Below are 15,075 nucleotides of genomic sequence, written 5' to 3'. Positions count from 1 at the left end.
ATAAAAATGGCTACTCAAACGAGTAGCCATTTTTTATTCTGCCTAATTAATCATTAAGATTATAAAGCTGACTCAGCTGAGTGTTAATTGATGATTTTTTGCCACCAAGACAAGGGCTCACCACAGTTTGCAGCAGGCTTGTAGCTGTCACGTGTGGCAGGCAGCGCCATCACATTGTCACAATCGGCTTGTTTTGCCACGCCAGTGTCTTTATCAAAATAACCTTGGGTTATGCCATCTGCCGGCGTCATTCTTAAACCTAACGGCGGACGCTGCTTTAAAAATGCTTGGTACACTGCCATTGCGCCGCTTGAGCCATATAAACCCGTTTTACTGTTATCGTCTTGACCAACCCAAATAGCTGCCACGTTACGCTCATCAAAGCCTGCAAACCAAGAGTCACGACTATCATTACTGGTGCCGGTTTTACCCGCTAGAGCTACATTAGGGAATGCTTGACCCAAGCGTTTAGCAGTGCCGGTTTTGACCACTTGATTCATCGCATATTGCACCAAGAAATCGGTTGCAGGATCCATTCCTTGAACGGCACTTTCACGCGTTACCTTCAATGGTTGATTATTAGTATCAAGCACCGCAGTTATTGATGTTAATGGTCGATAACGGCCATTATTGGCAATGGTTTGATAAGCCTGCGCCACCATATAAGGTGAGCCATTAATGGCCCCTAACAACATTGATGGATAGCGAGGTATAGCATCGGACCAACCCGCATTAGCCATGGTTTTAGCGACATTATCAACGCCTAATTCAATACCAATATTCACCGTTGGTACATTCATTGAGTTTTTAAATGCATCTAATAATGGCACCTGTTGACGGAATTTTCGATCCACATTTTGTGGCGACCAGGTTTTACCTTGACCATTTTGTAAGGTGATCGGTTTGTCAGCTATTGGGGTCGCCAAATTATATTTACTGCCTTGTTGCAATGCAGTGGCATACACAAATGGTTTCACTAACGAGCCAATCGGGCGGCGAATTTCCACTGCGCGGTTAAAGCCGTCAAAGCTTGGCACTCTATCCCCTACCATGGCGGCAATGCCATCGGTGTATTTGTCAGTTACCACCATCCCTACTTGCACGTTTTTAGTGCGTTCATCCAGTGACTTCATGGTGCTAACGACTGCTTTTTCGGCGGCATCTTGAGCCATAGGATCTAAGGTGGTGTATACCTTGACCCCTGATTGCTGCAGTAAGCTATCACCATAACGCGTTCGTAACTCTTGTTTTACCACCGCAAAGAAAGCTGGCAGTTTTTGATGTACTGATTTATTAAAATCACGCAGCCCGAGTGGTGATTCTACCGCCGCTTTGTATTGCTCAACGGTTAAGCGATCATCTTCCATCAGTAATCGCAGCACCAAGTCGCGGCGATTTTGCGCCCGCTCAGGTGAGCGCCAAGGGTTGTAGTATGATGGCCCTTTAATGGCGGCAATTAAAAAGGCTTGTTGGGATACTGTTAGCTCCGCGATAGGACGGCCGAAGTAAAACTGCGACGCCAAGCCCATACCATGAACGCCACGCGCCTTGTCTTGCCCCATATACACTTCATTTAAATAAGCCTCGAGTATCTCTTCTTTGCTGTATCGAAAATCAATGATGATTGCCATTAAGGCTTCACGGATTTTACGCACAATTGAGCGCTCACTGGTTAAAAAGAAGTTTTTGGCTAATTGCTGAGTTAAGGTTGAACCACCTTGAACTGTGCGCCCGGCGGTCACATTGACGATAGCGGCGCGGAGAATGGCAAATGGATTAACCCCATGATGCTGATAAAAACTGCGATCTTCGACCAAAATCAGGGCATCGACAATAGCTTGGGGCATTTCTGTGGTAGGCACAAATAATCGGTCTTCAGCGCCAGAAGCCAAAATGCGATCCAGCAATACTGGCTCTAAATGGAATACTGCTAATTGACGCTTATCACTCATGCGCTGCACTGAGTTGACCCCTTGAGAGTCAAATGAAATCATCACCCGCTGAGCTGCTTGATCGCCTTCTGGGTGTAAAAATGGTCGACGCCAAAGCTCAATTTTACTACTGGATGCTGAAAACTCGCCCACTTGACGAGGGTTGGCCACTTTACGATAGCCAAGCAGTTTTAGCTCCGCCATTAGCTGCGGATGGTTTATGGCTGCGCCGGGATAAATGGCCATTGAACGGCTAAACACTTGTGCGGGTAAGTGCCATTTTTGCCCTTCAAATTTACGGGCAATAATTTGATCTAAATAGATGCCGTAAGAGCTCACCACCACGATGCCAATCAAGCCGAGTTTCCAGCCGATTGACCACAGTTTTTTCCACATTGACGGCTTAGCTTTAGCAACGACCCTTTTTACTCTAGGCTTTTTAGTCGCCGCTTTTTTGCTGGCGTTTTTTTTCGTCGCAGCAGTTTTGGTCGCTGGCGTTTTAGGCGCTGCTGTTTTAGGAACCGATTGCTTTTCTGCAGGCTTTTTCGCTACATTTTTTTTAGGCGCTTGAGGAGCCATCATCTTTGTCGTTTCTGTCATCTTTTTTTAATTCTTTATCGCCATTAGCAATTTAAGCCTGGCGTCTTCTTTTTAGTAAATTTAGTGGCGGTTGTATTAACCGGATCGTCAGGCCATAAATGGCGGGGATAACGGCCACGCATTTCTTTTTTTACTTCAATATATGGGCCTTGCCAAAAACTGGCTAAATCTGCGGTTACAGCAATAGGTCGCTGGGCTGGCGACAATAATTCCATGGTGACAGTGAGCTTACCATGAAGTAATAGCGGACTTTGTGATAAACCTAAAGCCTCTTGCAGGCGTACTTTTAATAGCGCTCTACCGCTGACGGCCTTATTGCTGTCGGCGGCATCATTTTCCATGCTTTGCTTATCACTATCGCTGCCATCGGCTTCACTTTCTACGGCCTGAGCAGCGACCACTTGATACTCAATCGGTGCTCGGGTGCCGGTAGCCATTTGCCAATGAGTGGGAAGCAATTCATTCAATGTTTGCTGTTGCTGCCATGTCAGCAGATTTTTCACATGGCCAAAGGTATCAAGTTTTTGTAATTTGGCAATGGAATTCACCTCAGCTAAATATGGCGCTAACCACCGCTCTAAGCTTGCTAGCAAGCTGGCATCATCAAGGTTTGGCCAATCATGTTGCGGCGCAAATTGCTGGGCTAACTTCAGTCGATATTGTAATTGCAAAAAACTTTCGCCCAAATCCAGCACAGTTAAGCCTTTCGCGCGGATGTGACTCAATAACGCTTGCTGGATTAATTTATTATCTACCTGAGTTTCTTGAGCGCGCTGTATAATAACCTCACCCACTCGGGTTTGCTTTTCAGCAAAAAAGCGCCCTTTGGTTTCATCCCACTGACAAATTTTAACCTCATGAGTTAAAAATTTAAGCTCTTGCTGGAAGTGCTCAGGGTTGATTGCCGCAGCAAGATAGACTCGTCCTGCATTGCGGCCTTGGGTTTCTTGAAAATCGGCCACCACTAACCAAGCTTGATTAGCCATAGCATCTTCAGCATCAATAGTAACCCCTGTGCCGTTACTGAGGGCAAAACCTAGTTTACCGCGGGCTTTGGCAATTCTGTCGGGGTATGCCAGCGCCAATAATAAACTAATATCACGACTGGCGGCGTCGCGAGCCACTTGCTTGATATCGCCTTTAGCAGATAGCGCCCGCTGCCATTTATTCACTTGGGTTGCCATTTGTCCTTGGGTCGCTAAACCCAGGTACTGACTGATATCAGCGCCTTTTTTAGGTAAGCCTCGTGCTTCGAGTATCGCAGCAAGTAAACATGCCAGTAACACTAAGTCGGCCTGTTGCTGGGATTTAGCAAGGGCTTGCGAAGTCAGCAACATGTGCGCTAAACGCGGGTGACAACCTAGCTCATAGGCCGCTTGGCCTTGAGCGGTGATTTTATGTTGCTCATCCACCAGCTCAAGCTTGGCGAGTAATTGCCACGCCACCTGTTGATGAATCGCTGGCGGCTTGGTTAATAGCGGTAAGGACTCAATATCACTCACGCCCCAATAGGCACAATCAAACGCCATTGACGTCAGCTCGCTTTGGGTGATTTCAGGCGCATCAGCCACCATCATTCGACTTTGTTCTTCTTGGCCCCACAATCTCACGCAGCAGCCTTTTTGTAAGCGCCCTGCACGGCCTGCACGCTGAATACTCGAGGCTTGGCTTATACGCCTTAACGATAATCGACTAACACCTGTGCGTGGGTTAAAGCTTGCCTCACGCTTATACCCACTGTCTATCACAATAGTGATGCCATCGATGGTTAAGCTCGACTCAGCAACATTAGTGGCAATGACGATTTTACGTTTGCCACTAGGGGCGGGAGAAATGGCTTTATCTTGCTCAGCAGGAGATAAATCACCGTATAAGGGACACAGTAAAAATTCATTTGGGTCTAGTCGCTGACTTAATAATCGCTGCAGTTGATTAATTTCCCCTTTGCCGGGTAAAAACACCAACACCGAGCCATGTTGGTAGTCGCTTGGGACTGTGTTGCTACTGCTGACACTGTCGATAACCACTTGGCTTAAATGACTTAGCCACTGCACTTGCCCCATTACCGGTCGGTAAAGCGTTTCAACATCAAAGCTTCGACCTTGGCTTACTAATGTGGCAGCGTCAGGCATTAATTGGCTTAAGGGTAAGCCCGATAGGGTTGCCGACATGGCAATAATTTTAAGATCTTCGCGCAGCGAGTCTTGCACTTCTAGCGCCAGCGCTAAACCCAGATCTGTGGGTAAATGACGCTCATGGATTTCATCGAAAATAATGACCTCTATGCCTTCAAGCTCTGGGTCTTGCTGGATCATCCGCGTTAAAATACCCTCTGTGACAATTTCTAAGCGGGTATTAGCCCCGACTCGGCTCTCACCTCTGACACGATAGCCCACTCGCTCACCGACTTTTTCCCCTAGGGATTTAGCAATAAATTGCGCCACACTGCGAGCAGCAACCCGCCTTGGTTCCAGCATGAGGATTTTGCCGCTAATTTGCGGCCACTGCAGCATTGCCAGAGGTAGTGCGGTGGATTTACCGGCACCCGTGGGCGCTTCGAGGATAATTTGCGAATGATCGCCCAGCGCCTGTTGTAATGGCGCAAATAAGGCTTGAATAGGTAATGAGCTCAAAGGAGATACTTTAACGGCGAAAATCTGGCTTCAGTTTACTCATAAACGATTATTGATGCTACGGCTCTATGCAGATCGAAGCGGGGGCAGATTAAAGCATATGCAAATCGAAGCATGCACACATTGACAATTAACGACTGAAACGAAAAAGCTAATCGCCTATAAATCGATTAACCACGGCGTTCTGATCCCTGAGGATAAATCCTGCAAGCGGGTAGGTTTTCCAATCGCGTAGCCTTGGCCATAGCTAACACCAAGCTGTTTTAATTGCCGCCCAATGTCAGCGCTTTCAACAAATTCGCCTATCACTTCAAAGTCCATATCTTTACCCAGCTGGCAAATAGCCGAGACAATGGCTTTATCACTGCGGTCGTCACAGACATTAACCACAAACTGACCGTCAATTTTGACATAGTCCACATCTAAGCATTTCAAATAAGCAAAACTTGAAAAGCCCGATCCGAAATCGTCCAAAGCCAGCTTGCAACCTAAAGGTTTTAATAGCTCAATCAAGGTGGTGGCCTGTTCGAGTTGACTAATAGCGGCGGTTTCGGTGATTTCAAAACACAACTTAGACACCAGTTCGGGCTCAACCATCAAGCGTATTTCTAACCAGTCCATAAACTTGCTATCGGATAATGACAGCGCTGACAAATTTAGCGACACCATTGATAATTGCGACCAAATTTCGCTATTGCGTGCGCCCCACTTTAAAAGGTTGTCGATAACCCAGCTATCAATTTTTGATGCTAGGTTATAGCGCTCTGCTGCAGGTAAAAACACCCCTGGTGATACAAAACGGCCATCCTCTTGCACCATGCGCAATAAGATTTCCATGTGAATGCCACGCTCGTCAGAATTTAGCGGTTCTATGAGTTGATAAAATAATTCAAACTGATTAAGCGCCAGTGCCGAGACGATATCAACGGAGGCCAGCATTTGATTATATAAATGATGTACTTGGGGATCGTTTTTACTGTAAAAATGCCAGCGATTACGGCCATCTTCTTTGGCGATACGACACGCCGCATCTGCCTGACTCATAATGCGGTAAATGTCTTCTGACTTCGCATCCAGTTGAGTCATACCCATACTAACGCCAATATTATGGCTGACTTCGCCCCAAATAAATTCATGTTCGGATAATTGCTGGCAAATGCGGTTGCCCACTTGCTCGGCTGACTCTTTATCCGCTTGGAACATTAAAATGCCAAATTCATCGCCGCCTAAACGGGCAACGACATCGCCATGACGCAGTAAGTAGCTCAGACGCTTAGACACCTGACGTAACAATTCATCCCCAGCTTGATGACCACTGATATCATTAACCACTTGAAATTGATCAAGATCCATAAAGGCAACACACACAGGCAAGCGATCTTTATGCTCAATTAATTCTTCAAGCATTGCCTCAAACTGTAACCGATTCGGCAGACCTGTGAGCGGATCATAGTTGGATTGAAATGACAGCTCATCGGCTAAACGGTAGCGTTCTGACACATCTTCAATCATCATCAATAATTGCTGCTCTATGTCTAATGCGCGGCAAAAGCTAAGTTTATACCAGTGAGTCACACCCGCTTTAACCAGTGGAACTTCACACCATGACTGATGCAGTGCTCCATCTCTGACAATGTGTAGGCAATCATCCAACAATATGTGGTCATCTGCATTGATTAATGAATATAAACTTTGATTACTGATTGACGGAAAAATTTGGCTAGCCACTTGATTTTGACTGCTAATACAGTTGTCCTTATCAATGAGCGAACAGGCTACTGGCAGTTGCTGAAAAAGCTCAAGGTATTGGGCTTCTTTGTTTGTTAATAATTGCGATACGCGAGCCAGCTCAGCTTCAGATGCCAGCTTTAGGCTAGCCTCGTTAAGCTTTGTCATAGGACAATTGACACCATCCGAGGCCTCAAGTTGCCAATTTAATTGATATTTTAGTGGTAAAAAAATCAACCTGGTATTGCCTATTTGCACCGCTTCACTCAAAGAGAGTGAAAACACCTCGGACCGTGACTGAACAAAATCAGTTATTTGACGCTGCAAAAGACTTGTTGTGGCATTGATATCAGCACTATCTTGTGCGAGTAATTGTTCACATAAATCAGGCAAGGCAGCGAGTGATTGGCCTATTCGTGCGTTATTAGGTTGGCGCTGAAGATGCTGTTGAAATTGATCTTGATGCTGATAAGCTTGCAACGCCTTGACATGGTAAACTTTACCACTGGTTAGACTTTCAGTTGTTTGGGATAGTAAAACCACGATTTCATCGACGCCTAATTGCAGTTGCAATGCATCAATCTCAGCCATAACCTTATCACAGCACAGGTAGTGATTTAATTCAGCAGACTGCGGGCTAGCCCATACTGATTTCAGTTCACTATTGCTCATTCAATGACTCATTCATTCGCAGCATTTTTGCTGTCATTATACAGTATCCCTCTAAACGGAGCTTCACTGGTCTTGCTGTTAATTTACCTAACCGTAAACTGTTGCCGTCGATTAAGCTAACATGTCTTTGACGATAAACGTCATAATAATAAAAAATAATGCTAACAACAGATAAGGATCAATGGCGTTAAGGAGACCCATGACTAAAAATCACCATAAACGTTGTTTTATTGCCATTGCATTATCAGAGTCAAACCGCACTCAATTGAGCCAATATCAGCAGCAATTAATGCCGCATCTGAGTATACAGGTTAGCGCCGTTAAGCGGGAGAATTTACATCTAACCGCTGCATTTTTAGGCAAAATTAGTTCTGATCAGATGCTGCAGATTGATCGGTATATCACCGAGCAGCATTTCAGCGCTTTTGAACAACCACTGCAACAACTTGCTTACTGGCCTAAAGCGAAAGTCTTGTGCATTCAGGGTGATGCCGAAAAAGCGTTGGCGCATATTGCCCACAGCTTAAAATTAATGACATCACACTTAAACCTTTATCAAACTCAGCATGAATTTAGACCCCATATCAGCTTATTTAGAGCTGTGTCAGAGCCTGCAGCCCTTATAGATAAGTTACCTGCACTCACTGAAGCTATAAACACAAAAGCCCGCCATTTAACCCTCTATGAATCCATTAGCAGTACTCAAGGGCTTATATATAAACCACTGCAACAGTGGCCTTTACAGCCATAACGAAAAAAAGCTGCCTAGGCAGCTTTCGTTTCTCGAATCTATAGCTAAAACCTGAAGAGTTATAGGCTTTATCGCTCTAACATTGCCGCGATGGTCAATACTCCATGAGCTGTTGCGCCAGCGCTCCATAATGGCGTAGCCGATGATGCATATGCACCAGCTAAATCCATGTGCAACCAGTTAACTTCTGGGCTCACAAAGCGCCATAAGAAGCCTGCTGCATTTGACGCGCCGCCTGCACCGCCGCCTTTCATTGCGCGGCTATTGGCGGTATCTGCATAAGGTGAAGGGCACATATCTTTATGCCAAGTATCCAATGGCAGTGGCCAGACATTTTCAGCAACAGTGGCCGCTTTTTGTTGTGCTAATTGCAAGGTTTCCATTTGCGGTGAAAATATCGCATTGTAATTATTGCCCACAGCCATAATCGCCGCACCTGTCAGTGTTGCCGCATCAATAATTAATTCTGCTCCAGTATCTGATGCTGCTTGCAGCCCGTCAGCTAACACTAAACGCCCTTCAGCATCGGTGTTAACCACTTCAACGGTAACGCCATTTTTATAAGTTAAGATGTCACCTAACTTGTAAGCATGGCCACTGATGAGGTTTTCGGCGCAACACAGAAACAATTTAACCCGCTTATTCAGACCGGCTTTCATGGCTAGACCCAGCGCGGCTGTCACTGTTGCCGCGCCGCCCATATCGCATTTCATATCCAGCATGCCTTCTGAAGGCTTAATGCTGTAACCGCCAGAGTCAAAGGTAATGCCCTTGCCCACAAGAGCGGTGGATACTTTGGCATCGGCTGCGAGTGGATTAAAATCAAGCACTAGCATCGCTGGCGGACGCTCACTGCCACGGCCAACCGCATGTAAACCAATCCATTGTTTTTCGAGTAATTCTTGGCCTTCAAAAATATCAAAACTGACCTTGTCGCCACCAATGTCTTTGAGCCAGTTTGCTGCTTGCTCGGCAAGAATAACCGGAGACAATTCTTCAGGGGTTTCGTTAACTAATTTGCGCGCGAAACTTGCCGCTTCAAAGCGATGAGATAAAGTGGCTTGAGTGCTCACGTCACCACACCAGAGTACTTCAAATGGGCCTTTGGCCGTGGTAAAACCTTGAGAAAAAGCCCATTGCGAATCAAGGCTCCATAACTCACCGTCAAGCTGCACCTTGCTAATACCCTGACTACGAATTTTTCTAGCCGCCATTTGTACTTGACGTAATTCATCTGCTGCAGATAAATGGATCAGCGCTTGATGGCCTTGAAAGCTCACATCTGCTTTACCCCAAAGGCTCTGTGGCGCTTCTCGTGTTAGGGTAATCGTCATAATTTCCATTGTAATGTCCTTGTTATGCTTGCGTTGTAACTTAGATAACCAATAAGCTAAGTGTACTGTAAATCACTAAATGAACGTGACTAATTCAGCATCATTTAGTAAAAATAATTGTTAATAAATAATTTTAGGAGCATTCTTTTTAATGGACTTTAGCCCTCCCTTACAACAAGGTACTTTATTGAGGCGTTACAAACGTTTTCTGGCCGATGTGCAACTTGATGATGGTAGCGAAATCACCATTCACTGCCCCAATACTGGTTCGATGAAAAACTGTTTGTTTCCCGGTGAAACAGTTTGGTTTTCCAGCTCAGATAACCCCAAAAGAAAATACCCAAATACTTGGGAGCTCAGTGCCACCCCCGACAATCATTTAATTGGCATTAATACCGGCCGCGCCAATGCATTAGCCGAAGAGGCGATTAGTAATGGTGTCATTACTGAACTTAGCGGTTATGCATCACTAAAAAGAGAAGTGAAATATGGTGATGAAAATAGTCGTATCGACATTTTACTCAGTGATGAAACTAAACCTTTATGTTACGTTGAGATAAAGAGCTGTACATTATTAGAGCAAGCAGTAGGCTACTTTCCTGACTCAGTTACCACTCGTGGACAAAAGCATTTGCGTGAGTTAATGCATATGGCTAGTCTAGGTCACAGAGCGGTATTACTTTTTGTCGTCCAACATAGCGGCATTAATCTCGTTCAAGCTGCTGCGCATATCGATCCACAATATGCACAATTATTAAAGCAAGCAGTTAACAGTGGGGTTGAAGTGTTAGCATATCAAACCGAACTGTCGGCGCTATCCAGCAAAATTACTCGTAAGTGCAAAGTCATTGTTTAGTTCAAAAAAGTATAACTTACTAATCAAATAATTTGCCACGCTCTAGTGTTTCTGCTATAGATAGCGGCCATAAATTTTAGACGCACATAAAATCACTAATTATTACAGGAGATGCGTTATGCCTGAAGGCACCAAAAAACTTGGCGTACTCGCTATCGCAGGTGTAGAACCTTACCAGGAGAAAGCTGGCGAGGAGTATATGGGTGAAGAGCAACGCTCTCATTTTAAGATCATCTTAGACGCTTGGCGTAATCAGTTACGCGAAGAAGTTGATCGCACCTTGAACCATATGCAAGATGAAGCTGCTAATTTTCCAGATCCTGTTGACCGTGCAGCTCAAGAAGAAGAATTTAGCTTAGAGCTTCGAGCACGCGACAGAGAACGTAAGCTGATCAAGAAAATTGAAAAAACACTACAAAAAATTGAAGAAGACGATTTCGGTTTCTGTGATTCATGTGGTGTTGAAATCGGTATTCGCCGTTTAGAAGCACGTCCAACAGCTGATCAATGTATCGATTGTAAGACGCTTGCAGAAATAAAAGAAAGACAAATGGCTGGCTAATATAGCCCATACATTTGTCACACAGCAAAACTGCTAGCTTGCTATTTATGAGGCGGGGCAGTATTGATACCAAAAGGCGAGATTATTCTCGCCTTTTGTATTTTTTGATTTTTACTTTTAGGATTAACAGAACTTGTTTATCGGCTATGGCATAAAAGCAGTAACCTTTTATGTCGACACCAATAAATCGAGGCAAAAGCTATGTCGCTGAACTCATCCGCTTATATTGGTCGCTTTGCTCCGTCCCCATCTGGCCCGTTACATTTTGGCTCCCTTATTGCAGCCCTTGGCAGTTACCTGCGGGCAAAACAGCAACAGGGTAAATGGCTCGTCAGGATTGAAGATATAGATCCACCAAGAGAAGTGGCTGGTGCAAGCAGTGATATATTGACCACCTTAGAGGCTTATGGCCTGCATTGGGATGATACTGAGCTATTTCAAAGCCATCGGCTTGATATCTATCAGCAGCATATTGAGCAGCTCTTAAAAGAAGATCTTAGCTATTTTTGCCATTGCACTCGAAAAAAAATTCAACAAATGGGCGGCGTTTATGACAGCCGCTGTGGTCAGCTACGCCCTCGATTAACCCAAGGCGCCGTTCGTATCAGAAATAGCGCCCAAGTTGAACATTTTACTGATTTAGTGATGGGAAGTGTCACGGTAAAGCACAGCTTTGCGGCTGAAGACTTTATCATCAAACGCAGTGATGGCCTTTACGCCTATCAATTAGCTGTGGTGTTAGATGATGCCTTTCAACAGATCACTGAAATAGTCAGAGGCTGCGATCTACTGGAAACCAGCTGCCGCCAAATAAGCATGAATAATATTTTGGGCTTTAACTCCCCCAATTGGCTGCATCTACCTTTAGCCTGCACCAAGCCAGGGTTTAAATTATCAAAGCAAAATTATGCTAATGCCATTGATCGAAAACGTCCCCAAGCCAGCATCAATGCCGCATTGCGCTTTCTTGGGCAACAACAAGTTGATATTGATGATGTCGATGTCATGCTAAAACAGGCCGCAGAGCAATTTGCGATTAGCCAAATTCCACAACTATCTGAGATTCTGATTGAGCAGTGATATACTCATTCAGTAACATTTGGTATATCATAGCCGCCAGATTTTTAACCATTTAATAATGTCGTTCGAGGTGTATTATTTTTCGCCGTATAAGTCAATTCTGCAAACAGCTGTTTGAAGACAATAAAACCACTCCTGTCATTGAGCCACAAAGCCAAGATGACGGCCTGCGTTTGGACATTGTCACCAGAGATGCCCATACTATTTCTCGACGCCAAATAAGTGAAAATGCGTTAAAAGTACTCTATAGACTCAGTAAATCTGGCTATAAAGCTTACCTAGTTGGCGGTGGTGTTCGTGACATTCTATTAGGTATGGAGCCGAAAGATTTTGATGTGGTCACCAATGCGACCCCTGAAGAAATTAAAAAGCTCTTTAGAAACTCACGCTTAGTGGGCCGCAGATTTAGATTGGCACACATTGTTTTTGGCCGTGATGTTATCGAAGTCGCCACCTTCCGTGGTCATCACAATGAAAATGATGACAAAATTTCCAAATCCAATGCTGAAGGTCGTCTACTTCGTGACAATGTCTACGGTGAAATAGATGAAGACGCTGAACGTCGCGACTTTACTATTAACGCCCTGTATTACGACATTAGCGACTACTCTATCCACAGCTACGGCGGTGGTATTCATGATATCGATGCTAGAGTCATCAAGCTGATTGGCGATCCTGAAACTCGTTACCGTGAAGATCCGGTGCGGATGTTACGTGCGGTGCGCTTTGCTACCAAACTGGATATGACCATTGAGCCGGTAACGGCTGCGCCAATAAAAGAATTAGCGCCATTATTAAAAGATATCCCTGCAGCGCGTATGTACGAAGAAGTGCTAAAGTTATTTTTTGCTGGCAAAGCAGAAGCTAACTACAACATGATGCAAGATTTTGGTTTATTTGCGCCGCTATTTCCGCAAATTGCTGCGTTAATCAAAGAGCAACCCAGTGGCAATACCGCTAAAATGCTAACGGCAGTCATGGCCAGTACCGACTTACGCGTCAGCCAAGATAAACCGGTAACGCCCGCCTTCTTTTATGCGGCATTATTGTGGTATCCACTCAAGCAACGTGCTGATGATATTGCCTTAGAAAGTGGCTTAAGTCATTACGATGCTCATGTTGCCGCTATGGGTGATGTGATGGAGCAGCAATGTCGCACCATTAGCATTCCACGCCGCTTCAGTACTCCAGCAAAAGATATTTGGCAGCTACAATTGCGTCTAGAACGTAGCCAAGGCACCCGTGCCTTCAAATTATTAGAGCACCCTAAATTCCGCGCTGCTTATGATTTATTATTACTGCGCGGCGAAGCCGAAGCGGGCAATATTGGTAAAATTGCCAATTGGTGGCAGTCATTTGTTGAAGCCGATGAGCAACAACGTACTGATATCGCCAAAAGCGGTAACAAGAATGGCCCAAGCAGAAATCGTAACGCCCAGCAGCGTAAACGTAGACGCCCTAATAAGCCTAAGCCAGCTCCAAAGCCTGCTAATACTCAAGAATAACAATGAGTCATAAACCACTTAAGGTTCACACTAGGGCGACCAAAGCCGCTGAAAAGGCAACAAGGGTATTTGTTGCCCTTGGCGCTAACCTTGAAAACCCAGAGCAGCAATTAGATAATGCAGTTACTGCAATAAAAAGCTTAGGGCAAGATCATCATATAAAGGTCTCTCATTATTATCGCTCACGACCAATGGGCGATGTAAAGCAACCTGACTATGTCAATGCCGTAGTTAGCTTTAGCACCACTCTTAGCCCTATCGATTTACTTGATGCCCTTCAGGCCATTGAGAATGAGCAAGGTAGAGTGAGAGATTTGCGCTGGGGACCAAGAACATTAGATCTCGATATTTTATTATATGGCGAGCTAATGGTTGATTTACCGAGATTAACAGTCCCCCATTACGGCATGAAACAACGCAGTTTTGTGCTAATACCACTGGCAGATATTGCTGCCGATTTAGTGCTACCATGTAACACTAAATTACAACACCTTATTACCACTGAAATGCGAGCTGAGTTAATTCAAATTTAACCCATTGTAATGGTAGCTCAGAGTGTATTTCCATTATTTGAATATGATTTCTTTGCAGAGTTTATTATGTCAAAAGTCACTAGCTCAACCCTGATAAAATTCAAACAAGAAGGTAAAAAATTTACCGCCCTTACCGCTTATGACGCCAGCTTTGCCGGCGCATTTGATAGCGAAGGTGTCGATGTGCTTCTTGTTGGCGACTCCTTAGGCATGGTGCTCCAAGGCCACAATGACACCTTACCTGTGACCGTTGATGACATTGCTTATCACACCGCCAGCGTCAGCCGCGGTTGTAAACGCGCCCTACTTATCGCAGATATGCCTTTTATGAGTTACGCCACACCGGAACAAACCATGCGCAATGCCAGCACCCTAATGCAAGCAGGTGCAACCATGGTAAAAATGGAAGGTGGTGAATGGCTACTTGAAAGCGTTAAAATGCTCACTGAACGCGGTATTCCTGTCTGTGCTCACCTTGGGTTAACTCCGCAATCAGTACACGTATTTGGTGGCTTTAAAGTTCAGGGCCGAGAAGAAGATAAAGCCCAACGTATGATTGATGATGCCAAAGCTTTAGAAGCCGCTGGCGCGCAATTATTAGTAGTTGAATGCATTCCAACTGCACTCGCGAAAAAAATCTCTGAAGCGCTTACCATACCGGTAATTGGTATTGGTGCAGGTCCTGATACTGATGGCCAAATTTTGGTCATGCATGATGTACTGGGGATCTCCAGTGGTTACATTCCAAAGTTTTCTAAAAACTACCTCAAGCAAACTGGCGAAATACGCGCGGCAATAAGAGCCTATATCGAAGAAGTTGCCAATGGCAGTTTCCCTGCTGATGAACACTCATTTAATTAATAGTGAATTAATTAATTAATAGTGAACCA

The 15,075-nt window shown here is 44.9% G+C and carries 11 protein-coding genes; 7 read left to right on the top strand and 4 right to left on the bottom strand.

Annotation, left to right across the window (positions count from 1 at the left end):
• Nucleotides 1–83: 83 nt before the first annotated feature.
• The 3 genes from mrcB to BCU94_RS06495 all read right to left on the bottom strand — a co-directional run bounded on the left by mrcB (nt 84) and on the right by BCU94_RS06495 (nt 7,564).
• Complete coding sequence (gene mrcB, locus BCU94_RS06505; RefSeq protein ID WP_102475942.1) at nt 84–2,327, bottom strand: penicillin-binding protein 1B; 2,244 nt, start codon at nt 2,325–2,327, stop codon at nt 84–86.
• A 227-nt stretch (nt 2,328–2,554) separates the two neighbouring features.
• Nucleotides 2,555–5,164, bottom strand: coding sequence for an ATP-dependent helicase HrpB (hrpB, locus tag BCU94_RS06500; protein WP_102475924.1), 2,610 nt, complete (start codon nt 5,162–5,164; stop codon nt 2,555–2,557).
• Nucleotides 5,165–5,323: 159 nt separating this feature from the next.
• Nucleotides 5,324–7,564, bottom strand: a complete 2,241-nt coding sequence (locus tag BCU94_RS06495; RefSeq protein ID WP_241904963.1) for an EAL domain-containing protein — start codon at nt 7,562–7,564, stop codon at nt 5,324–5,326.
• 199 nt (nt 7,565–7,763) lie between these two features.
• Here BCU94_RS06495 and thpR point away from each other — a divergent pair, with 199 nt between their 5' ends.
• A complete protein-coding gene (gene thpR, locus BCU94_RS06490; protein ID WP_157937388.1) occupies nt 7,764–8,315 on the top strand; it encodes an RNA 2',3'-cyclic phosphodiesterase in 552 nt (183 codons plus the stop codon).
• A gap of 68 nt (nt 8,316–8,383) precedes the next feature.
• Here the strand turns inward: thpR and pepB are convergent, their stop codons facing one another.
• Nucleotides 8,384–9,658 carry an aminopeptidase PepB gene (gene pepB / locus BCU94_RS06485; RefSeq protein WP_102475922.1) on the bottom strand — a complete coding sequence of 425 codons (1,275 nt, stop codon included), beginning with the start codon at nt 9,656–9,658 and terminating at the stop codon, nt 8,384–8,386.
• A gap of 142 nt (nt 9,659–9,800) precedes the next feature.
• On the opposite strand from pepB, the gene sfsA reads away from it, so the two are divergent.
• From sfsA to panB, 6 genes are all read left to right on the top strand, one after another.
• The gene (gene sfsA / locus BCU94_RS06480; protein ID WP_102435722.1) at nt 9,801–10,505 is read left to right on the top strand and encodes a DNA/RNA nuclease SfsA; all 705 of its coding nucleotides are present in this window, start codon (nt 9,801–9,803) and stop codon (nt 10,503–10,505) included.
• A 118-nt stretch (nt 10,506–10,623) separates the two neighbouring features.
• Complete coding sequence (dksA, locus tag BCU94_RS06475; RefSeq protein ID WP_102435720.1) at nt 10,624–11,067, top strand: RNA polymerase-binding protein DksA; 444 nt, start codon at nt 10,624–10,626, stop codon at nt 11,065–11,067.
• A 201-nt stretch (nt 11,068–11,268) separates the two neighbouring features.
• Nucleotides 11,269–12,147 (top strand): tRNA glutamyl-Q(34) synthetase GluQRS, encoded by an 879-nt coding sequence (gene gluQRS, locus BCU94_RS06470; protein ID WP_102435718.1) that lies wholly within the window; start codon nt 11,269–11,271, stop codon nt 12,145–12,147.
• A gap of 167 nt (nt 12,148–12,314) precedes the next feature.
• On the top strand, nt 12,315–13,652 hold the full coding sequence (locus BCU94_RS06465; RefSeq protein ID WP_241901108.1) for a polynucleotide adenylyltransferase PcnB: 1,338 nt from the start codon (nt 12,315–12,317) through the stop codon (nt 13,650–13,652).
• A 2-nt stretch (nt 13,653–13,654) separates the two neighbouring features.
• Nucleotides 13,655–14,185, top strand: a complete 531-nt coding sequence (folK, locus tag BCU94_RS06460) for a 2-amino-4-hydroxy-6-hydroxymethyldihydropteridine diphosphokinase (protein WP_102435714.1) — start codon at nt 13,655–13,657, stop codon at nt 14,183–14,185.
• A 66-nt stretch (nt 14,186–14,251) separates the two neighbouring features.
• Nucleotides 14,252–15,046 carry a 3-methyl-2-oxobutanoate hydroxymethyltransferase gene (panB, locus tag BCU94_RS06455; RefSeq protein ID WP_102475940.1) on the top strand — a complete coding sequence of 265 codons (795 nt, stop codon included), beginning with the start codon at nt 14,252–14,254 and terminating at the stop codon, nt 15,044–15,046.
• The last annotated feature ends 29 nt before the right edge of the window (nt 15,047–15,075 follow it).

Origin of the sequence: Shewanella sp. 10N.286.52.C2, from assembly GCF_002874545.1 — a bacterium.
Lineage (GTDB): Bacteria > Pseudomonadota > Gammaproteobacteria > Enterobacterales > Shewanellaceae > Shewanella.
This window is presented reverse-complemented; position numbering and strand designations above follow the sequence as displayed.